Annotated in this window: 19 protein-coding genes; 7 read left to right on the top strand and 12 right to left on the bottom strand. The window is 64.6% G+C overall.

Annotated features, from left to right (window positions below):
• The first annotated feature begins 36 nt into the window (after nt 1-36).
• Both FNL56_RS08560 and FNL56_RS08555 read left to right on the top strand, forming a co-directional pair.
• Complete coding sequence (locus tag FNL56_RS08560) at nt 37-963, top strand: quinoprotein relay system zinc metallohydrolase 2 (protein WP_143581931.1); 927 nt, start codon at nt 37-39, stop codon at nt 961-963.
• Between the two features lie 45 nt (nt 964-1008).
• Nucleotides 1009-1824, top strand: a complete 816-nt coding sequence (locus FNL56_RS08555) for a quinoprotein dehydrogenase-associated SoxYZ-like carrier (protein WP_143572398.1) — start codon at nt 1009-1011, stop codon at nt 1822-1824.
• 21 nt (nt 1825-1845) lie between these two features.
• Here FNL56_RS08555 and FNL56_RS08550 read toward each other — a convergent pair whose 3' ends face one another.
• The 3 genes from FNL56_RS08550 to FNL56_RS08540 all read right to left on the bottom strand — a co-directional run bounded on the left by FNL56_RS08550 (nt 1846) and on the right by FNL56_RS08540 (nt 3572).
• The gene (locus FNL56_RS08550) at nt 1846-2190 is read right to left on the bottom strand and encodes a hypothetical protein (RefSeq protein WP_143576098.1); all 345 of its coding nucleotides are present in this window, start codon (nt 2188-2190) and stop codon (nt 1846-1848) included.
• Nucleotides 2191-2390: 200 nt separating this feature from the next.
• The gene (locus tag FNL56_RS08545) at nt 2391-2618 is read right to left on the bottom strand and encodes a hypothetical protein (protein WP_143572397.1); all 228 of its coding nucleotides are present in this window, start codon (nt 2616-2618) and stop codon (nt 2391-2393) included.
• A gap of 111 nt (nt 2619-2729) precedes the next feature.
• Nucleotides 2730-3572 (bottom strand): hypothetical protein, encoded by an 843-nt coding sequence (locus FNL56_RS08540; RefSeq protein ID WP_246661636.1) that lies wholly within the window; start codon nt 3570-3572, stop codon nt 2730-2732.
• Between the two features lie 462 nt (nt 3573-4034).
• Between FNL56_RS08540 and FNL56_RS08535 the strand changes: the two genes are divergently transcribed.
• From FNL56_RS08535 to atzF, 5 genes are all read left to right on the top strand, one after another.
• Nucleotides 4035-6155, top strand: a complete 2121-nt coding sequence (locus tag FNL56_RS08535) for a catalase (protein ID WP_143578850.1) — start codon at nt 4035-4037, stop codon at nt 6153-6155.
• A 125-nt stretch (nt 6156-6280) separates the two neighbouring features.
• Nucleotides 6281-6511 (top strand): cysteine rich repeat-containing protein, encoded by a 231-nt coding sequence (locus FNL56_RS08530; RefSeq protein ID WP_143572394.1) that lies wholly within the window; start codon nt 6281-6283, stop codon nt 6509-6511.
• 270 nt (nt 6512-6781) lie between these two features.
• Nucleotides 6782-7492 carry a cysteine hydrolase family protein gene (locus FNL56_RS08525; RefSeq protein WP_143572393.1) on the top strand — a complete coding sequence of 237 codons (711 nt, stop codon included), beginning with the start codon at nt 6782-6784 and terminating at the stop codon, nt 7490-7492.
• 15 nt (nt 7493-7507) lie between these two features.
• Nucleotides 7508-9010, top strand: a complete 1503-nt coding sequence (locus FNL56_RS08520) for a regulator (protein ID WP_441351276.1) — start codon at nt 7508-7510, stop codon at nt 9008-9010.
• A gap of 176 nt (nt 9011-9186) precedes the next feature.
• The gene (gene atzF / locus FNL56_RS08515; protein ID WP_143578571.1) at nt 9187-10983 is read left to right on the top strand and encodes an allophanate hydrolase; all 1797 of its coding nucleotides are present in this window, start codon (nt 9187-9189) and stop codon (nt 10981-10983) included.
• A gap of 140 nt (nt 10984-11123) precedes the next feature.
• Here the strand turns inward: atzF and FNL56_RS08510 are convergent, their stop codons facing one another.
• From FNL56_RS08510 to FNL56_RS08470, 9 genes are all read right to left on the bottom strand, one after another.
• Nucleotides 11124-11849, bottom strand: coding sequence for a GntR family transcriptional regulator (locus FNL56_RS08510; RefSeq protein ID WP_210245489.1), 726 nt, complete (start codon nt 11847-11849; stop codon nt 11124-11126).
• Between the two features lie 21 nt (nt 11850-11870).
• The gene (gene hpxZ, locus FNL56_RS08505) at nt 11871-12272 is read right to left on the bottom strand and encodes an oxalurate catabolism protein HpxZ (protein ID WP_143572391.1); all 402 of its coding nucleotides are present in this window, start codon (nt 12270-12272) and stop codon (nt 11871-11873) included.
• A gap of 2 nt (nt 12273-12274) precedes the next feature.
• Entirely contained in the window at nt 12275-13672 is a 1398-nt protein-coding gene (locus FNL56_RS08500; RefSeq protein WP_168204651.1) for an AtzE family amidohydrolase, read from the bottom strand.
• Nucleotides 13673-13679: 7 nt separating this feature from the next.
• Nucleotides 13680-13859, bottom strand: coding sequence for a DUF4089 domain-containing protein (locus FNL56_RS08495; protein ID WP_143572390.1), 180 nt, complete (start codon nt 13857-13859; stop codon nt 13680-13682).
• 23 nt (nt 13860-13882) lie between these two features.
• Nucleotides 13883-15760: an ABC transporter substrate-binding protein gene (locus tag FNL56_RS28315; RefSeq protein WP_143572389.1), complete on the bottom strand. Its 1878-nt coding sequence runs from the start codon at nt 15758-15760 to the stop codon at nt 13883-13885.
• A 204-nt stretch (nt 15761-15964) separates the two neighbouring features.
• Nucleotides 15965-16669, bottom strand: coding sequence for a GrlR family regulatory protein (locus tag FNL56_RS08485; RefSeq protein ID WP_143572388.1), 705 nt, complete (start codon nt 16667-16669; stop codon nt 15965-15967).
• Between the two features lie 132 nt (nt 16670-16801).
• Nucleotides 16802-17515, bottom strand: coding sequence for an ABC transporter ATP-binding protein (locus FNL56_RS08480; RefSeq protein WP_143577697.1), 714 nt, complete (start codon nt 17513-17515; stop codon nt 16802-16804).
• Nucleotides 17512-18300: an ABC transporter ATP-binding protein gene (locus FNL56_RS08475; RefSeq protein ID WP_143572386.1), complete on the bottom strand. Its 789-nt coding sequence runs from the start codon at nt 18298-18300 to the stop codon at nt 17512-17514. Before FNL56_RS08475 ends, FNL56_RS08480 begins: the two co-directional genes overlap by 4 nt.
• Nucleotides 18297-19139, bottom strand: a complete 843-nt coding sequence (locus tag FNL56_RS08470; RefSeq protein ID WP_143572385.1) for a branched-chain amino acid ABC transporter permease — start codon at nt 19137-19139, stop codon at nt 18297-18299. The genes FNL56_RS08475 and FNL56_RS08470 overlap by 4 nt, the downstream gene beginning before the upstream one ends.
• Between the last annotated feature and the right edge of the window lie 4 nt (nt 19140-19143).

The following is a 19143-nucleotide window of genomic DNA, read 5'->3' as shown; positions in this document are numbered from 1 at the left end:
AACTCTCTGAACGAAGTACGTAACGGATACTTACGCATGATGCGTAGCAGCATCCTCCTCGCAACGCTGGCGATTTTACTGACGGGCATTGTGCAAGCGCAGCACGACGAACCGGCCCTGGCTGTGGATCAGATCGCTCCTGGCGTTTTCGTGCATGCGGGCCGGATCGCCTTGATGGACGAAGCCAATGCCGGCGACATCGCCAATCTCGGATTCATCGTCGGGCGCGATGCCGTGGCGGTGATCGACAGCGGTGGCAGCGTGCGCGTCGGTCGGCAGTTGCGCGCGGCCATCCGCCAGCGCACCGGACTTCCGGTGCGCTATGCCATCGCCACCCACGGCCATCCCGATCATGTCTTCGGCCACGCTGCTTTTACCGGCGACGGCGTCATCCATGTCGGCCACCGCCAACTGCCGCAGGCGCTGGCGCAGCGCGGGCCGCATTATCTCGCCGCATTCCGTCGCCTGCTCGGCGACGCGCTGATCGACGAAGTTCGGATCGTCGCGCCGACATTGCTGGTTGAGAACGACACGACGCTCGATCTCGGCGGTCGCACGCTGGCGCTGAGAGCGTGGCCGACGGCCCATAGCGACAGCGACCTGACCGTGATGGACGATGCGACCGGCACGCTGTTTGCCGGCGACCTGGTGTTTCGCGGGCATATTCCGGTCGTCGATGGCAGCCTGCGCGGCTGGCTCGGCGTGATGGACAAACTGGCGGCCTTGCCGGCCAACCGCGTCGTGCCCGGCCACGGCGCCGTCGGCGAGTGGCCGGCTGTCCTGGCCGACCAGCGGCGTTATCTGCAACGGCTCGACGCCGATCTCCGCACCCTGATCGCCCAGGGCGCGCCGCTGCGTGCGGCGCAGCAGGCCGGCGCGCCGGAACCATCGCGATGGCAATTGGTCGACGACTACCATGCCCGCAACGCCACCGCGGCCTATTCGGAAATTGAGTGGGAATGAGCCGCAGGACGGCGTAGAATGCCGCCTCGTACGGGAGATCGCGCCATGATCGCAGGTCGTCTTTTTAAGGCCGCTTTTCTTGTCCTCGTGCTTCACGGTCCCGCGCAGGCGGCCGACCCGCCTTACGATCCCTGGCCCGGTTTGGTGCAGGACATTTTCGATAGCCGCCCGATGCTGGACGGCGCCGGCGTGCTCGCCATCGAGATGCCCGCCCGCGCCGAGGATGCCGCGATCGTGCCGGTGACCTTGCGCACCATGCTGCCGCCAGGCGACAGCCGCCGCGTCCGCGCGATCACGCTGGTGATCGACCAGAACCCGGCGCCGATGGCCGGCCGCTTCGAGTTCGGCCCGGACTCCACAATCTCGGAAATTTCCACGCGCGTTCGCGTCAACAATTACAGCGACGTCCATGCGGTGGCCGAACTCAGCGACGGCCAGCTCTACATGACGAAGGTATTCGTGAAGGCCTCCGGCGGCTGCTCCGCACCGGCGGCCAAAAACGCGCAGGAAGCGCGCGGCAGGCTCGGCCAGATCCGCTTCCGGCAATTCGCCCGGACCGGCGACACCCCGGCCAGCGGCGCCCGCGAAGCACAGGTAATGATCGGCCACCCCAACAATTCCGGCCTGCAGATGGATCAGGTGACGCGGCACTACGTGCCGGCGTTCTTCGTCAACGACATCAAGATCTGGCAGGACGACCGCCTGCTGCTGTCGCTGCAGGGCGGGATCTCGATCTCGGAAGATCCCAACCTCCGTTTCACCCACCTGCCGGGCGACGCCAAACGCTACCGCGTCGAGGCACGGGATACCGAAGGGCACCTGTTCGCGGGCGAGTGGAAGGCCGAGGGGTCGGGGATATAGTTCAGGCCGCCCGAATTCCGGTCAGAAGCACCGTACCTCGGCTTCGGCCTGGGCGCGCCTGAGGTCGGTCAGCGCCGCGTTGGACTGCGGCGCGGAGCGGAACTGACCGCCGAGATTGCCCTGCACCTGCGCCATGCTGAGCACCGTCTCGGCGGTGACGTAACGGTCATACGGCAATAGCGACGCCACCACGTCGATCGAGCAGGAACACTGCTCGAGCGACTGCCGGTTCTCGCCATTGGCCTTCATGCAGGCGAACACATAATCGGAGCGGATGGCGGTCGGGTAATCGTTCAACCCGGCCGCCGCGGCAGGCGCGGTGCAGGCCAGCATCAATCCGCCGAGTAGTCTCCCGATCCTGCACATCGCTTTCACTCCGGTCCTCCCAACGCTGAGCGTCCGAGAGTGCCAGCAAATCAGCCGGCTGAAAATCCGTCAAACGTGCTGCATTGCAGGGATCGATGGCACCGCATCGGACGCAAAGCCTGCGTCGAGCCGCTGTCGGAACCGCGCCAGGCGGCGTGCCCTTGGCCGGCACGGAGCGCAAGGCACACAACACGTCATCCCTAGCCGGCGCGGCTTGCGCCGATGTCGGCCCGGCTGTGTGGAAATTCGCAGCGCCACTTCACCGCCTTCCATTTCGGGTGCTCACCGACCCATCGCGCGATATAGGGCATCGCCCCCATCGTGCATTGCTGTCGCGAGATCGTCGAATTGAAGGTCAAGTGGGTTTCCTCACAGGTGCTCGGCGACAACACCGCGCAGACGGTTACAATCAGCTCAATCGGGCTCATGCCAGGCTCCTTGCTTCGCAACAGGATAGCACAGCCAGAAACGGCCACCGAGTCGCGAAGTTTCATGCTAGCAAGCGTGGCGGCTGATGATACCAGCAGCGAAATTGCCGGTCAGAAGCCGATACCATAGATAAGCCGCGCCTGATGCCGCTCGAAGCCTTCGAGATTGAGCGAACTGCCTGGGCGGCTGTCACGCCCCCATGCTTGCACGCTCCATGCTGCGGCAAGCCAGGCGCGCGGCGAAAGTTGCAGATAGGCCGACGGTCCGATAAAAAGGGCATCGCCTGAAAATTCCTGCAGGCCGAACCCTTCATAGGTACGCAAGTAACGCGCCTCGCCACCAAGGTAGAAGCCCGGGCGCAGCTGTGCCATCATCGCACCCGCAATACCGATCGTGGCTTCGCGTTCGGTCCCACCGAAGGAGAGCCGGCTCCATTCCGGCTGATAGGTGAGGTTGATGGCGGCCACCAGGAAGTTCGGAATCCATTCGCGATCCAGCGCCAGCGTGATGTCGCCGCCGGTGGACCGCGCCGGCAGCCCGCTCCCGTTATCGATCCGGCTGGTGCCGGCTTCGACTCTGAGCGTCAGGCCGAACGGGTGATGCTCGCGATTGAGAAACCGGTAGCGCAGGTCGATCGACAGACCCTGCCAGCCGGACTGGCGACGATCAGCCAATCCGGTGACGCCCTCGATATCGTGCGCCGCCATCGAAGTACCAAGTTCGACGCGCATGTCCTTCGCCGGCACGAATTCCAGCTCGAATTCTTGACCGATCGCGCGATAGCCTCCGCCTCGGCGCGACAGCCGGCCCGTCGTCCGGCTTTCGTACTCACGTTCGCCGACCCGGCCGACATCGCTGCCGATCATGAAGCCGAACAAATGCTCGGTATCGATCTCGTCGGCACGGCCGGGCGCCGTGAGCAGCAGCATAGTGCCGATCAGGGCCGGGATCACCGCGCGAACCGACATGCAATGCCCTCCCCGACCGTAACTCGCCGCCGCGAACGCCTTGCTTCCTAATAGCAGAACACGGACCCGGCCCGGGAAAAATCACAGAACCCGGACCGGTAGTTGCCGTCATGCAGGCGACTACCGGCTGTTAGTGAAGCAAAGGACGGGGTTTTTCAGCAAGGATATTCAGACCATGACCGACCTGTTGCAGCATGGGCTGCAGCGGCCGGCCTCAAAATTCATACCGACGGGACCGACAAGCAGATCGAGCGTCTTGAGCAGGCCGTTCGATGTGCATAAGGACGCCGTCAATGGCGCAGGGTCCAAAAAAGAAAACCTGGTCGGAAGTCTCCCCAACTCAGGCGCCGGCAGATTTCGGCGGGCGCTTTTGGCGGGCATCGTCCACCGGAACACAATCACACCTTCCGCATTGGATGGGCACTCCATCTTCAGCGGGAACCCCACATGGCAAAATCCACCACCCGGTCCGGCACAAAACCGGCGACCGTCACAATTCACGACCAGCAACTCGTCCGGGGCGCCGGCGGCGAACTGCACCAGATTGCCGAGGGCGATACGCCGATCCTCACCACCGCCAACGGCGGACCGGTGCTCGATGACCAGAACACGCTGAAGATCGGCGCCAGAGGCCCTGCACTGATCGAGGACTTCCATTTTCGCGAGAAGATGTTCCATTTCGACCACGAGCGCATTCCCGAGCGCGTGGTCCATGCCCGCGGCTACGGCGCGCACGGCTTCTTCGAAACTTACGAGTCGCTGGCAAAATACACCCGCGCCGATCTGTTCCAGCGCGCCGGCGAGCGCACTCCGGCCTTTGTGCGGTTCTCCACCGTCGCCGGCAGCAAGGGCTCGGCGGATCTGGCGCGCGACGTGCGCGGCTTCGCGGTCAAGATCTACAGCAAGGAAGGCAACTGGGATCTGTTCGGCAACAACATCCCGGTGTTCTTCATCCAGGACGCGATCAAATTTCCCGACCTGATCCACGCCGTCAAGGAAGAGCCGGACTCGGCGTTTCCCCAGGCGCAGTCGGCGCATGACAATTTCTGGGACTTCATCTCGCTGACCCCGGAGAGCATGCACATGGTCATGTGGCAGATGTCAGACCGGACGCTGCCGCGCTCACTGCGCTTCATGGAAGGGTTCGGCGTCCACACCTTCCGCTTCGTCAATGCCAAGGACGAATCCACCTTCGTGAAGTTCCACTGGAAGCCGAAGCTCGGCCTGCAGTCGGTGCTGTGGAACGAAGCCGTCAAGATCAACGGCGCCGATCCCGATTTCCACCGCCGCGACCTGTGGAACGCGATCCAGTCCGGCAGTTTTCCGGAATGGGAGTTGCAGGTGCAGCTGTTCAACCAAGAATTCGCCGACCAGTTCGACTTCGACGTGCTCGATCCGACCAAGTTGATCCCGGAAGAAATCCTCAAGCCGATCCCGATCGGGCGTCTAGTGCTCGACCGCATGCCGGATAATTTCTTCGCCGAGACCGAGCAGGTCGCGTTCATGACGCAGAACGTGCCGCCCGGCATCGACTTCTCCAACGATCCGCTGCTGCAGGGCCGCAACTTCTCCTACCTGGACACGCAGTTGAAGCGTCTCGGCGGACCGAACTTCACGCATATCCCGATCAACGCGCCGAAATGCCCGTTCGCGCACTTCCAGCAGGACGGCCACGGCGCGATGCATAATCCGAAGGGCCACGTGAACTATCAGCCGAATTCCTTCGGCGCCGGTCCCCGACAGTCGCCAGAGCGCGGCTTCAGGTCCTTTGCCGCGATCGAGCACGGCCCGAAGACCCGGCTGCGTCCGGAGAGCTTCTCCGACCACTACAGCCAGGCGCGGCAGTTTTTCCTCAGCCAGACCAAGGGCGAGCAGCACCATATCGCGGCTGCGCTGACCTTCGAACTCAGCAAGGTCAAGACGCCTGTGATCCGCGAACGGATGGTGTCGCATCTCCTGAATATCGAGGAAGGCCTCGCCAGCAAGGTCGCCTCGATGCTCGGGATCAAGGAGATGCCCGAGCCCGCCGATGCCGCACAGCCGACCCGGCAGGATCTCTCGGAGTCCGCGGCGCTCAGCATCGTCATGAAGGGGCCCGGGCGGTTCGAGGGCCGCAAGCTCGGCATCGTCGTCACCGACGGGACCGACGCCAAGCTTTTGGCGGCGCTTCAGGCGGCGGTCTTCAAGGCCGGCGCCACCTTCGAGATCATCGCGCCCAAGGTCGGAGGTGCCGACGCCAGCGACGGCACACTCATCGAAGCCGACCAGATGATCGATGGCGGCCCATCGGTACTGTACGACGCCGTGGCGCTATTGCCCGGCGCCAAGGGCATCGACGACCTGCTGATGGAGTCCACCGCCCGGGACTTCGTCGCCGACGCCTTCGCGCATTGCAAGTTCATCGGCTACGTCGATGCCGCCGTTCCGCTGTTCGCCAAGGCAGGGCTCGCCGACTCGATGGATGAAGGTTTCATCGAACTCGCCAGCCCCGCCGATATCGACGGCTTCATCAAAGAGCTTGGCAAGCTACGGCTGTGGAGCCGCGAACCCAGCGTCAAGTCACGATGATCTGCCATTGATACCTCCGCCGCGAGCGCCCGCTCGTGGCAGAGAAGTTTTGACTTGCGATCTTTGGCAGTTGGCGGGAACAACTGTTCGCCGAATCGCTTGAGTTTACGAAACCGGGGATCACCATGTTCAAAACCATCACTGCCACTGCCTTTACCTTAGCTCTTCTTCTCAGCGGTGCCTCTGCCCAGCAGAGCGGCACCGAAGCGGAACAGAAAGCCTGCGCGCCTGACGTCAAGAAGTTCTGCCCCCGGGTTCTCGATCAGGGTGACCTTGTCATTCTGAGCTGCCTGCAGCAGAACCGTCCGAATATTTCCCCCGCCTGCAATCAGGTGCTGGTCAACCACGGCCAGTAGTTCGAGGCCGCATGTGCCAGCCTATTTTTGGGGCGTGCATCAAAGAAGATTAAAATATCACCACGCCCGGCATTTTTGCTGGGCGTTTTGCTGCGCACAGCCGCCCCTCATTGGCAAACGCGACCTTACATCAACTAGAAAATGAGGCATTTCAAAGCCAAAAACCACGCCATATAAGCCACGTCATCGCCGCTGCACTCATTGTATACAATGGCACGACGTTTGCTTCGCCGTTCCCGAGACACCCATCGCTCGCGAACCGGATCGGCCATGGAAAACCCCTCGCTGGTAGTGACGCTGAACGCCGAGCCCGGCCCGATCGCGGTCGACTGGGGAACCACTGCGCTCCTCATCATCGACATGCAGCGCGACTTCATTGAGCCCGACGGCTTCGGCGAGACGCTTGGCAACGATGTCTCGCAACTGACCCGTGCCATTGAACCGATCGCTGCGGTGCTCAAGGCCGCGCGCGCGATCGGCCTGATGGTCGTGCACACCCGCGAGGGCCACCTGCCCGATCTGTCCGACGCGCCAAAGGCGAAGATCGAGCGCGGCGCACCATCGTTGCGAATCGGCGATCCCGGGCCGATGGGCCGCATCCTGATCCGTGGCGAAGCCGGCCACGACATCATCCCGGCGCTGTATCCGGTCGAAGGCGAGATCGTGATCGACAAACCCGGCAAGGGCGCGTTCTACGCCACCACGCTCGGTGCCGACCTCACCGGTCGCGACATCGACACGCTGCTGGTGTGCGGCGTCACCACCGAGGTCTGCGTCAACACCACCGTGCGCGAGGCCAACGACCGCGGCTATCGTTGCATCGTGCTGGCCGATGGCTGCGCCTCCTACTTCCCGGAATTTCATGAGATGGGCCTGAAGATGATCAAAGCCCAGGGCGGCATTTTTGGCTGGGTCAGTGACTCCGCTGCGGTGCTGCAAGCGATGGACGAGCAGAACGTTCTGGAGATTTCACACAGCTGACAGGGGAGCATTTTGATGAGCACGATCACGGGGACTGCCGGAAAATCCGACTTCAAGCCAGTGTTGTGGGCACCGGGCGACTGGAATGCATTTTTCGGTTTCGGCACCAACATCCTCGTCAACATGCTGGTGCTCACCGGATTGTTGCGTTTCGTGCTGAAGATGCCGGACTCGATCGTATTCGGCCGCATCCTGCCGGCGCTCGGCCTGATGATGTGTCTCTCGACCTTCTACTACGCGTATCTTGCCTACAAGCTGTCGCAAAAGACCGGCCGCTCGGACGTCTGCGCGCTGCCGTCCGGCATCAGCGTGCCGCATATGTTCATCGTCACCTTCGTGATCATGCTGCCAATCTCGCTCACGACGGGCGATCCGATCAAGGGCTGGGAGGCGGGCCTCGTCTGGGTGTTCTTCCAGAGCTTCATCCTGATGATCGGCGGCTTCATCGCCCCGTGGATCCGCAAGGTGACTCCGCGCGCCGCGCTGCTCGGCACGCTGGCCGGCGTCTCCATCACCTTCATCGCGATGCGCCCGGCGCTGGAAATGTTCATGACGCCGGTGATCGGCCTGACGTGCTTCGCCATCATCATGCTGAGCTGGTTCGGCGGCTATAAATATCCGAAGAACATTCCGGCCGGGCTGGTCGCGATCGGCGTCGGCATGGCGATCGCATGGGGATCGACCCTGCTGGGCTTCGGCATCGGCGGCGTCAGCGCCGCCGGCGTCGCCGCGGCCTTCAGCAATTTCGGCTTCTCGATCCCGCTGCCGGCATTCGATCACGTGTTCTCCGGCTTCCAGTTCCTCGGCATCATCCTGGTCACCGCAATTCCCTACGGCATCTACGATCTGGTCGAGGCGATGGACAATGTGGAGTCCGCGGAAGCCGCCGGCGACACCTATCCGACCACGCGCGTGCTGACCGCAGACGGCGTGGTGTCGCTGATCGGCTGCCTGATGGGCAACCCGTTCATCAACGCGGTCTATATCGGCCATCCCGGCTGGAAGGCGATGGGCGGCCGGATCGGCTATTCGGCGGCGACCGGCATCATGGTGGTGGTGCTGTCATGGTTCGGCATCATCTCGCTGATGCTGGCGATCGTGCCGGTGGTCGCGATCTCGCCGATCCTGTTGTACATCGGCATGCTGATCTGCGCGCAGGCGTTCGAGACCACGCCGCGCGAACACGCCCCGGCCATCGCGCTGTCGCTGACGCCGCATCTGGCGGCCTGGGCCACGGTGCTGCTGTCCGGCGCGCTCGGGGCTGCGGGCATGAATTTCGGCGCCCAGCACGCGCCAGACTTCGTCGCCAAGATGGCGCAGAACGGCGTGCTGTATCATGGCCTCGAAGTGATGGGCGGCGGCTCGATCCTGACCGGCTTGGTGCTCGGCGCGATCGCGGTGTTCGTCATCGAGCGCAAATTCGTCCATGCCTCAGCCTTCGCCCTGGCCGGCGCGGTGATGACCTATTTCGGCTTCATGCACGGCGAGGCGATCGGGATCGGCGGCGGTTGGGGGTGACGCCCGGCGTCGCGCTGGCCTATGCTCTGGTTGCGGCCGGGCTGTATGCAGCGGAGAAGTTCGGCACCGTCCCTGTTTCTGTCTTGCAATCGGAGCCTTCTCTTGCCGTACCTGCTGAATGAAACCATCGCCCCCGGCGGGTGGCGCCCTTGCGCCATCCGCAGCAGGTCCGCCGCGTGACCGAGACCATTGCCGAGATCGTCGCCGCGCATCGCGCCGGCACCCAGACGCCTGCACAGACCGTCGCGCGTAGCTTCGCGCGTATCCGTTCGCATGGCGATCCCGCCATCTTCATCAGCTTGCGCGATGAGGCCGAGGCGCTCGCCGAGGCCGTGGCGCTGGCCGCCAGGGAAGGTGCGACCTTGCCGCTGTACGGCGTGCCGGTGGCGGTGAAGGACAATATCGACGTCGCCGGACTGCCGACGACCGCCGCCTGTCCGGCCTTTGCCTATACGCCTTCCCGCGACGCCGCCGCGGTGGCGCGGCTACGCGCCGCCGGCGCTATCGTGATCGGCAAGACCAATCTCGACCAGTTCGCGACGGGTCTCGTCGGCGTGCGTTCGCCCTATGGCATCCCGAAAAACGCGGTCCGCGACGACCTGATCCCCGGCGGCTCCAGCTCGGGCTCCGCGGTGGCAGTATCCGCCGGCCTGGTGCCGCTGTCGCTCGGGACCGATACCGCCGGCTCCGGCCGGGTGCCGGCGATGCTGAACAACATCGTCGGACTGAAGCCGAGCCTCGGCCTGATCCCGACCACCGGCGTGGTGCCGGCGTGCCGCACGCTGGACTGCGTGTCGATCTTCGCGCTCAGCGTCGACGACGCGATGGCCGCGCTCGACGTCATGGGCGGCTATGATGCGAAGGATCCCTATTCGCGCCAGCGCGAAGTCGGCGCGCTGACGGAAATTCCCAAAGGCCTCAAGCTCGGCGTGCCGCGCAACGGGCAGTTGATCTTCTTCGGCGATACGGTGTCGGAGAAGGCCTATGCGGAGGCGCTGAAGCGCTGGAAATCATTGGGCGCGACCCTGGTCGAGTTCGACCTCGAACCGTTCTACGAGACCGCGCGGCTGCTCTATGACGGGCCGTGGGTCGCCGAACGCCTGCTGGTGATCCGCGATCTGCTGGCGTCGGCGCCGGACGCGATCCATCCGGTGACACGCGAGATCACCCTCGCCGGCGCCCGGCAAAGCGCCACCGACACCTTCGCCGCACTGTACAAATTGCACAGCCTCAAGCGCACCGCCGAGACGGCCTTCGCCGCCATCGACGCGCTGGTGCTGCCGACCGCGCCGACCGCCTACACGACGGCGCAGGTGCTGGCCAATCCGATCGAGCTCAACTCGAGGCTCGGCACCTACACCAACTTCGTCAACCTGCTCGACCTCTGCGGTCTGGCCGTGCCCGCCGCAATGCGCGCCGACGGCATCCCGTTCGGGATCACGTTGCTGGCGCCCGGCGGCGATGACGCCAAGCTCGCCAGCCTCGGCCGCGCCTTCCACGCCGACACCCGGCTGCCGATGGGCGCGAAAGCGGTCCCGCAGCCGCTGTTGCCCGCGGTGCCCGCGACGCTTCGGGGCGACGAGATCGCCATCGCCGTGGTCGGCGCGCATCTGACCGGGATGGCGCTGAACGGCGAGTTGCAGGCGCTCGGCGGCCGGCTCCTGAACGCAAAGACGACCGCGCCGGACTATTGCTTCTATGCGCTGGACGGCACGACGCCGGCCAAGCCCGGCCTGCTGCGCGTCGAAGCAGGCTCCGGCTCGGCGATCGAGGTCGAGGTCTGGGCGCTGTCGGCGGCGGCGTTCGGCAAGTTCGTCGCGGCGATCCCCTCGCCGCTGTCGATCGGCACGCTGCGACTGGCCGATGGCTCCGGCGTCAAGGGCTTCCTGGTCGAAGCCACGGCGATCGAGGGCGCCCGCGACATCTCCAGCTTCGGCGGCTGGCGGGCGTTTGCGAAGGAAGCGGCGAAGTAATTGTCATTCCGGGGCGCGAGCGCACCAGTGCGAGCGAACCCGGAATCTGGAGATGTTTTGCGCTGAACTGTTCGAGGTTCCGGGTCTCCGTCAGCCGGCTTCGCCGTCTGCCGCATCCCGGAACGACAACTGGGGTCGAACTACACCGTCACCGCGTAATGCTCATATTCGCCGCGCACCAGCTCGATATGCGCGCGCATCGCGGCGGCGGCGCCGGGGCGGTCGCCGCGCAGGATGGCGATGACGACGCGGCCGTGCTCGGCCTGCGACTTGGCGAGGCGACCGAGGTTGCGAAACTGGGCGCGGCGGAACGGTTGCACGCGAACCCGCGTCGCCAGCGTGATCTCCGCGACATAGTCGTTCTGCGAACCGGTGTAGATCATGTTGTGAAAACGCTCGTTGACCTCGGCGAAGCGCTCGGGATTGCCGGCATGGCTGAGTACGCGCAATTCCTCGTGCACGGCTTCGAGCGCGTGGCGCTCGACCGCCAGCATGCGCTCCGCCGCAAGCCCGGCACACAGCGCTTCCAGTTCGGCCATCGCCTCGAACATGCCGGTCAGGCGTTCCGGCGACGGCTGCGCCACGAAGGCGCCGCGATGGGCGCGGGAATCCACCAGCCCGCTCGCCGCCAACTGCCGCAGCGCTTCACGCACCGGCGTGCGCGACACCTCGAAGCGCCGCGCGATTTCGGTCTCGTCGAGCGAGGCGCCGGGCGGCAGCACGCCGCGGACGATATCGTCGGCGAGTTGCAGCCGCAATTCTTCGGCGCGCGTCACCTTGACGATGCCCGAAGACAGCCGGGCTCGACTGGCCTTGCGGCCCGATGGTTTCGATGCGGGCACCACCAGCATGTCGTCGAAACTCATGCTCGTCCCTTGGTCCCGGCCTCAGCCTTCGGCCGTCGGTTTCGGCTCGTCGATCATACTGACCGAGGCCGCAACGATACGCCAGCCCTCGGCGAATCGCACCCAGGTCTGCATCTGACGGCCGACCTTGCCCGGCGCGCTGTCGCGATAAAACAGCGTCGAGGCGACCGCGGTGTCGCGGCCATAGGACGAAATTACCGTCCGCTCGGTGCGGCGCATCAGGCCGACCGCCGGGCGGGCGCCGCGGAACGCCTGGATCTCGTGATATCCGTAGAGATTTTCACCCGCGCCGTAGCGGATGGTGCGGGAATCATTGCGGAACAGTTCGCCGAGTACCGCGGTGTCGTTGGTAATCAGCGCCTGCTCATAGCGCGCAAAAGCCGCGCCTACTTCGGCGAGCACGTCGGGAAGATCGATATCCATCGTCAGAATCCTTTGGGACGAAGGGCTGCGGCGACGCCGGCCTTCTGCAAGGCGTAAGCCACGCGCAGCGCGAGGTCCTCGCGCCACGGGGCAGCAATGATCTGAACGCCGATCGGCATCGGATCGAGCGGTATCGGCACCGCCACCACCGGCAGGCCGATGAACGAGATCGGCTGGGTGTGGATGCCGATATTGGCGCGCACCGGGAGCTCCTCGCCATCGAGCGTGAAGTTGACCTGGCCGAGCTTTGGCGCGACGCATGGCGTCGCCGGCGCGATGATGATGTCCACCGTCTTGAACAGTTCCAGCACCTGCGTACGGTACCAGCGGCGGAATTTTTGCGCGCGATCGACCAGAGGGGCCGGCACCATCGCGCCGGCCAGCAGCCGGTCGCGCGTCGCCGGATCGAAATCGTTCGGCCGCGTGCGCAGCCGGTCGAGATGCAGCGAGCCGCCCTCGCAGGTCGAGATCACATAGGCCGCCGAGCGCGCGCGTGCGGTTTCCGGAATCTCTACCTCGCGGGTGACGCCGAGCGCCGTGGTGACGCGGGCGATGGCTTCCCTGGCTTCCGGGAACAGAAACTTCTGGAAGTAACCGCCGGCCAGCGCAATCCGCAGATCGCCGATGTCCTGCGAAAGCAGCGCCGACACCGGCTCGATGTCACGCGTCGAGCAGCCTGCGTCGTCGACGTCCGACCCCTGCATGGCGTCATAAGACAGCGCCAGATCCTCGACGGTGCGCGCGAACGGACCGAGATGATCGAAGCTGGCGACGAAGGGAAACGAGCGCGCGCGCGACAGCCGGCCATAGGTCGGCTTCAGGCCGAACACGCCGCAGAACGACGATGGCACGCGGATCGAGCCATTTGTATCGGAGCCCAGCGCCAGCGGCACGAGCCCGCCGCCGACCGCGGCGCCCGAACCGCCCGACGAGCCGCCGGTCATCCGCGTGGTGTCATGCGGGTTGCGTGAATCGCCGTCATGGACGTTCTCGCCGGTGAAGTCATAGGCGTATTCGCCCATGTTGAGGCCGCCGAGCAGCACCGCGCCGGCCGCCTCCATGCGTTCGATCAGCGTGGCGTCGCGCGTCGATGGGGCGCGATCGCGGTTGATCTTCGAGCCGGCACGGGTCGGCAGGCCTTCGATGTCGAACAGGTTCTTGACCGCAAACGGCACGCCGGCCAGCGGGCCGAGCTTTTCACCGGCGGCGACCGCGGCATCGACCGCCCTGGCCGTGGCGCGCGCGCGTTCGGCGGTGACGTCGGTAAAGGCGTTCAACACGGGATTATGCGCGCCGATGCGCGCCAACGCGGCTTCCGTGACGGCAATCGCGGTGATCTTCTTCGACGCGATCGCCTGCGCGATCTCGGAGGCGGGCAGCCATTCGCCGGCGGGTGTCATGACAGGATCAGGCTGCATAGATGCTGGCCGGTTCGGACTCATCGGGCAGCACGAATTCATCCACCATGCGCGCCATCTTCAGCGTCACCGCGAGGTTGGCGCGGATGACCGGCTTCCAAGCGTCCTCGACCGGCAGGCCGAGCACGTTCGCTACGGCGTCGATATAATCATCCAGCGGTTCGGCCACGGGCACTCCAATTCGTTGCAAGTCTAGTGAACCGGCAGCGGCGGATGCGGGATCGCCGACAGCAGTTCGCGGGTGTAGTCGTCCTGCGGCGCGTCGAGCACGGCCTCCGTTGGCCCCTGCTCCACGATTCGCCCGGATCGCATCACGATGACACGATCGCACAACAGCCGCACCACATTCAAATCATGCGACACGAAAAGATAGCTCATCCCCATCGATTGCTTGAGGTCCTGCAACAGGTTCAGCACCACCGCCTGCACCGAGACGTCGAGCGCGGCAGTCGGCTCATCGAGGATGATCAGCTTCGGTTGCAGCGCAATGGCGCGTGCAATGCCGACCCGGGCCTTCTGGCCGCCGGACATCTGGTGCGGGAACCGGTCGAGCAGATCGAGCGGCAGCCCGACCTGCCGCGCCAGATCCTCGCATTTTGCACGCAGCGCGTCTCCGCCCCTGATATCGCCGAGCTGCATCAGCGGATCGGCGATGGCGCGCGCCGCGGTGAAGCGCGGGTTGAGGCTGTCGGTCGGATCCTGAAACACCATCTGGATGCTTTTTCGCAGCGGCAGCCGGGCAAAGGCGTTCGGCGCCATGGCGCCGATGTCATCGCCATCAAAGACGATGTTACCGGAGGTCTTGTCGATCAGCCGCATCACCATCATCGACGTCGTCGACTTGCCGCAGCCGGACTCGCCGACCAGCCCGACGCTCTCGCCATGCCCGACGGTGAAGCTGATGCCGTCGACGGCGCGGAACGACAGCGTGGTCTCGAACCCATTGGGATAGCCGGCCTCGGCGAGCAGCGCCTTGGCCTTGGCGATGTCGGTATTGAACTTGGTCGGCTGCGGCCACGCCACCTCGGTCGGACGATCGGCCGACGCGCCGTACATCGGATTGCCGAGGCCGAACAACACGGCATCGACAATCTTCTGGTACGGGATCGCATAGGCCAGCGCCTGGCGCACCTTCGGATTGTCGAACGGCGGCTTGGTGACGTTCATGCCGATATACTGGATACCGTTGGAGAACGGCAGCGACACCACCTTCAGCTTGCCGTTGGCCTTGATCTCCTGGAAATCCTTGTACGGCAACTCATACGACATGTCGGCATCGCCGCGCTCCAGCAGCGCGCGGCGATTGCCGGCCTGCGGCACCATGCGCCAGATCACGCGCTTGATCTTCGGCAGCGGGCCGCACACCCAGTGGTCGTTGCGCTCCATGATTACTTCGGTGCCGGCGGTCCATTTGGTGACCTTGTAGGCACCGCCGCCGGCGATGTTCTGCTTGGTGTATTCGAGCCCCCACGGATCCTTCTCGGTCGCGTTCTTCTTGATCAGCTCCGAATTCATGATGCAGGGCACGATCACCGCGAGATCGGGAATCGTCAGCCGGTCCTTAGTGATGAAGTCGACGCGCACGGTGTAGTCATCGACGATGACGAACTGCTCCGGCTTCTTCAGCGAGCCCGCGCTCATCTGGAAAGTCGGGAAGCCGCCGACCGAAACCGAACGATCGAGCGACCACTTGACGTCCTTGGCGGTGATCGGCGTACCGTCGTGGAATTTGGCGTTCTTGCGCAGCTTGAAGGTTGCGGACTTGTCGTCGATGGTGAAGCTCTCGGCGAGCTCGCCCTTGAACTTGTCGCGGTCGTAATACTGCACGCCGCCGGGGCCTTCCTTCATCTCGTGGGTGATCAGGCGATCGTAGCAATTCCACGACACCTCGTAGCCCGGCACGTTGGTGCCTACGCCCATGATATCGATGTTGTTCGGACCACTCTCGGAGACGATTAGAAGGGTCGCGGAACGCGCGTCGGCGTTAGCGGTGGACCAGAACGCCGATGCCGGCACCATGGCGCCGGCGGCTACGCCGGTGACGGTTTTGAGAAAGTCGCGACGCTTCATAAGAGGCTCCAGCATCCAGGGAATATTCTGGATAGGACCTCGCAAGGTTTGTGCCATCTGGATCGTACGGATTTCGATAATGAAATAAGAGACCCGAAGCGGAGACCGGATACCGACGATCGCCATTACATACAGAACGCGGTTTTTGCTTATAAATTAGTCAAATTCTGTCGGGCTCTGGCTTGATGGCCAACGAGGTGATCGTCAGGCCTTGCAGACCAGCTTCAGGCTGGCCCGCAGACGCAGGCTGCGCTTGCCGGCGAGCGCGGTCCCCTCCAGCTCCGCGCCCTCGACGTTGCAGGTACCGGCGAAGCCGATACCGACCTCATGGCCACTGAACAGCAGATGCTCGCTGCTGGCCGGGGTGTGCTCCTGGTTGATGATCTCGCCTTTCCAGCGGCCGTCGGCAGAGGCATAGGCGCCGACATAGTAGAAGAACGCATCGCCGCCGAGAATGCGGCCGTCCTTCAGCAGCATGACGCCATTGAGGCCGTCCTTGAGCCCGTCCAGCATCCGGAACTGCACGGCGTACAACCCGTCGCCGATGCCGCCGTCGCCGACCTTGCCGGCCGGCGGCATGTCGTCGTCGCCAAGCGGCGTCATCAATGAGCGAAACATCGCGCCGGGCACCTGCGGCGAGGTGCCCTCGAAGCGATAATTGCGGCCGTCCGCGCGACCGCGGACATGGATCATCGACACGTCGGAGCCGAGCAGCGACGGATATTTGGGATCCGAGGTGTGGAGGCGGCTGGTAACTTCCAGAATGATCTCGCCGTCGTCCTCAACATAGCTGCCGGTGTGGGAAAACGCCGAATTGCCGCCCAGCAGCTTGCCGCCGCGGACATGCGTCACACTGCGGCCGACCGCGTCATTGATGGAAAATTCACTTTTGTAAAATCCGTCGAACAAGATAATGACTCCTGCCGGATCATACCTAAAGGGTATTGCGCGGCAGGTCACTGAAAATGTCCGATTTTGCGCCGCGCTCGCCTCTCGCCACCGAGGAGAGGCGAGCGCGGCGTGGACGCGAAATTCGGGCAATCAGCCCGAACCGAGATAGGCCGAGATCACTTCGGGATTGTTGGCGACGTCCCCGGCCGGGCCGTGCAGCTTGATGCGGCCGCTCTCCAGCACATAGGCATAGTCCGACACTTCGAGCGCGGCCTGCGCGTTCTGCTCGACCAAGAGGATGGTACGGCCCTCGGTCTTCAGCTTCTGGATGATCGCAAAGATCTCCTCGATGAACAGCGGCGCCAGCCCCATCGAGGGTTCGTCCATCAACAGCAGCCGCGGCTCCGACATCAGCGCGCGGCCGATCGCCAGCATCTGCTGCTCGCCGCCGGACAATAGCCCCGCTAGCTGTGCCAGCCGTTCGCCGAGCCGCGGGAAGCGGCCCAGCACGCCGGCGCGGCGGCGCGCGATCTCGGCGGCGTCAGCCACCAGATAGGCGCCCATCCGCAAATTTTCCTCGACCGTCATGTTGGCGAAGATCTGGCGGCCCTCCGGCACCTGGACGATGCCGGCGCGGGTGGTCTTGTAGGCGGCCTGCCCGACCATCTCCTGGCCGTCGAACCTGACCGAGCCGCTACGCGGCTTCAACAAGCCGCTGAGGCCGCGCAGCGTCGTGGTCTTGCCGGCGCCATTGGCGCCGATCAGCGACACCACCGCGCCCTCGGAGACATCGAGATCGATACCATGCACGGCGTCGCTGCGGTGATAGCCGAGCCGCAGGCCGCGAACTTCGAGCACGCTCATGCCGCGCCTCCCTTCAGGCGCTCGGCGACCTTGTGGCCGAGATAGGCTTCGATGACCGCCGGATTCTCGCGCACCTCGCGCGGGCTGCCTTCGGCGATCTTGCGGCCGAAATTGAGCACCGTGATGCGGTCGCACAGGCTCATCACAAAATGCATGTCGTGCTCGACCAGCAGCAGCGTCAGCCCGTTCTGCTTCAGCCGCAGCAAGAGCTCGACCAGTTGCCGGGTCTCGGTCGGGTTCATGCCGGCGGCGGGCTCATCCAGCATCAAGAGCTTCGGGTCGGAGGCCACCGCGCGGGCGATCTCGAGCCGGCGCTGGTCGCCGTAAGACAGGTCGCCGGCACGGCGATCCGCCAAAGCGGTGAGGCCGACGAAGTCGAGCAACTCGTCAGCGCGCGCGACCGCGGCGCGTTCCTCGCCGCCGAAGCGGCCGAGGCGTGACAGGATTTCCGGTAGCGTGGCATGCAGCCGTGCGTGCATCCCCGTCATGACGTTTTCGCGCACCGTCATGTCCTGGAACATGCGGATGTTCTGGAAGGTGCGCGACAGGCCGGCGCGGGTGCGCTGCCAGGACGAGCCTTCCAGCGGCAGGCCGGCCAGCGAGGCTTGGCCCGACGTCTGCGGGATCAGGCCGGAGATCAAATTGAAGCAGGTGGTCTTGCCGGCGCCGTTCGGGCCGATCAGCCCGTGCACGGTGCCGGCATCGACCGTGAAGCTGACATGATCGACCGCCACCAGGCCGCGGAAATTGACGGTGAGCTCATTGATCTCGAGAATCTTGCTCATCGCCCCACCCGCCCGATGCGCCAGGTCAGCAACCCGCGCGGCATGTACAGCACCGCAACCACGATGATGAAGCCGTTCACCACCAGCTTGAAATCCTGCAGCGAGGTCAGGAATTCCGGCAGCAGCGTCAGGATCGCCGCCCCCAGCACCGGGCCGAACGGCGACCCGATGCCACCGAGCAGCGCGAAGGAAATGATCGTGACAGCGTGCTCGAAACTGTAGTCGTTCGGGCCGATGAAGCTGTTGGCGTGGGCATTGAGCGCGCCGGCAAGGCCGGCGATCATCGCCGAGACGATCAGCGCGCCGAGCTTGATCGCCGGCAGGTTGACGCCCATCACGCCGGCGGCGATCTCGTCCTCGCGGACCGCTTCCATCGCGCGGCCAAGCCTGGAGCGCGCCACCAGCACGAAGCCGGCCAGCACCACCGCCAGCGAGCCATAGATCAGCGCGACGGTGGTCTTGTTGGGAATGCCGGACAGGCCGAGTGCACCGCCGGTGTAGCTCGACGCATTGAGAAAGATGCGCAGGATCTCGACGATGGCGATGGTGGCCAGCGCCAGGTAGACGCCGGTCAGGCGCAGCGTCGGCCCCCCGATCAGCAGCGCGAGCAGCGCCGGCACCAGCATCGCCGCCAGCAGAACGGCGGGAAACGGCCAGTCGAGATTGATCGTCAAGAGTGCAGAGACGTAGGCGCCGATGCCCATGAAGGCGGCCTGACCTAGCGAGAGCTGGCCGACCGCGAGCACGGCATACATCGACAGCGCCAAGAGGCCATTGATGCCGACGGCGAAGATCACCGCCTGGTAGGAAAACATGAAATTGTCGAGAAATGCGGACATGGGA

The sequence above is a fragment of the Tardiphaga sp. vice304 genome (genome assembly GCF_007018905.1).
Taxonomy (GTDB): Bacteria; Pseudomonadota; Alphaproteobacteria; order Rhizobiales; family Xanthobacteraceae; genus Tardiphaga.
This window is presented reverse-complemented; position numbering and strand designations above follow the sequence as displayed.

Excerpts from the sequence above, each read along its gene's own strand:
- FNL56_RS08530 (WP_143572394.1), top strand. The coding sequence starts at position 6,281 with ATGTTCAAAACCATCACTGCCACTGCCTTTACCTTAGCTCTTCTTCTC.
- FNL56_RS08470 (WP_143572385.1), bottom strand. The coding sequence starts at position 19,139 with ATGTCCGCATTTCTCGACAATTTCATGTTTTCCTACCAGGCGGTGATC.
- FNL56_RS08545 (WP_143572397.1), bottom strand. The coding sequence starts at position 2,618 with ATGAGCCCGATTGAGCTGATTGTAACCGTCTGCGCGGTGTTGTCGCCG.
- FNL56_RS08560 (WP_143581931.1), top strand. The coding sequence starts at position 37 with ATGATGCGTAGCAGCATCCTCCTCGCAACGCTGGCGATTTTACTGACG.
- FNL56_RS08535 (WP_143578850.1), top strand. The coding sequence starts at position 4,035 with ATGGCAAAATCCACCACCCGGTCCGGCACAAAACCGGCGACCGTCACA.
- FNL56_RS08480 (WP_143577697.1), bottom strand. The coding sequence starts at position 17,515 with ATGAGCGTGCTCGAAGTTCGCGGCCTGCGGCTCGGCTATCACCGCAGC.
- FNL56_RS08500 (WP_168204651.1), bottom strand. The coding sequence starts at position 13,672 with ATGACACCCGCCGGCGAATGGCTGCCCGCCTCCGAGATCGCGCAGGCG.
- FNL56_RS28315 (WP_143572389.1), bottom strand. The coding sequence starts at position 15,760 with ATGAAGCGTCGCGACTTTCTCAAAACCGTCACCGGCGTAGCCGCCGGC.
- FNL56_RS08550 (WP_143576098.1), bottom strand. The coding sequence starts at position 2,190 with ATGTGCAGGATCGGGAGACTACTCGGCGGATTGATGCTGGCCTGCACC.
- FNL56_RS08525 (WP_143572393.1), top strand. The coding sequence starts at position 6,782 with ATGGAAAACCCCTCGCTGGTAGTGACGCTGAACGCCGAGCCCGGCCCG.
- FNL56_RS08520 (WP_441351276.1), top strand. The coding sequence starts at position 7,508 with ATGAGCACGATCACGGGGACTGCCGGAAAATCCGACTTCAAGCCAGTG.
- hpxZ (WP_143572391.1), bottom strand. The coding sequence starts at position 12,272 with ATGGATATCGATCTTCCCGACGTGCTCGCCGAAGTAGGCGCGGCTTTT.
- FNL56_RS08555 (WP_143572398.1), top strand. The coding sequence starts at position 1,009 with ATGATCGCAGGTCGTCTTTTTAAGGCCGCTTTTCTTGTCCTCGTGCTT.
- FNL56_RS08510 (WP_210245489.1), bottom strand. The coding sequence starts at position 11,849 with ATGAGTTTCGACGACATGCTGGTGGTGCCCGCATCGAAACCATCGGGC.
- FNL56_RS08475 (WP_143572386.1), bottom strand. The coding sequence starts at position 18,300 with ATGAGCAAGATTCTCGAGATCAATGAGCTCACCGTCAATTTCCGCGGC.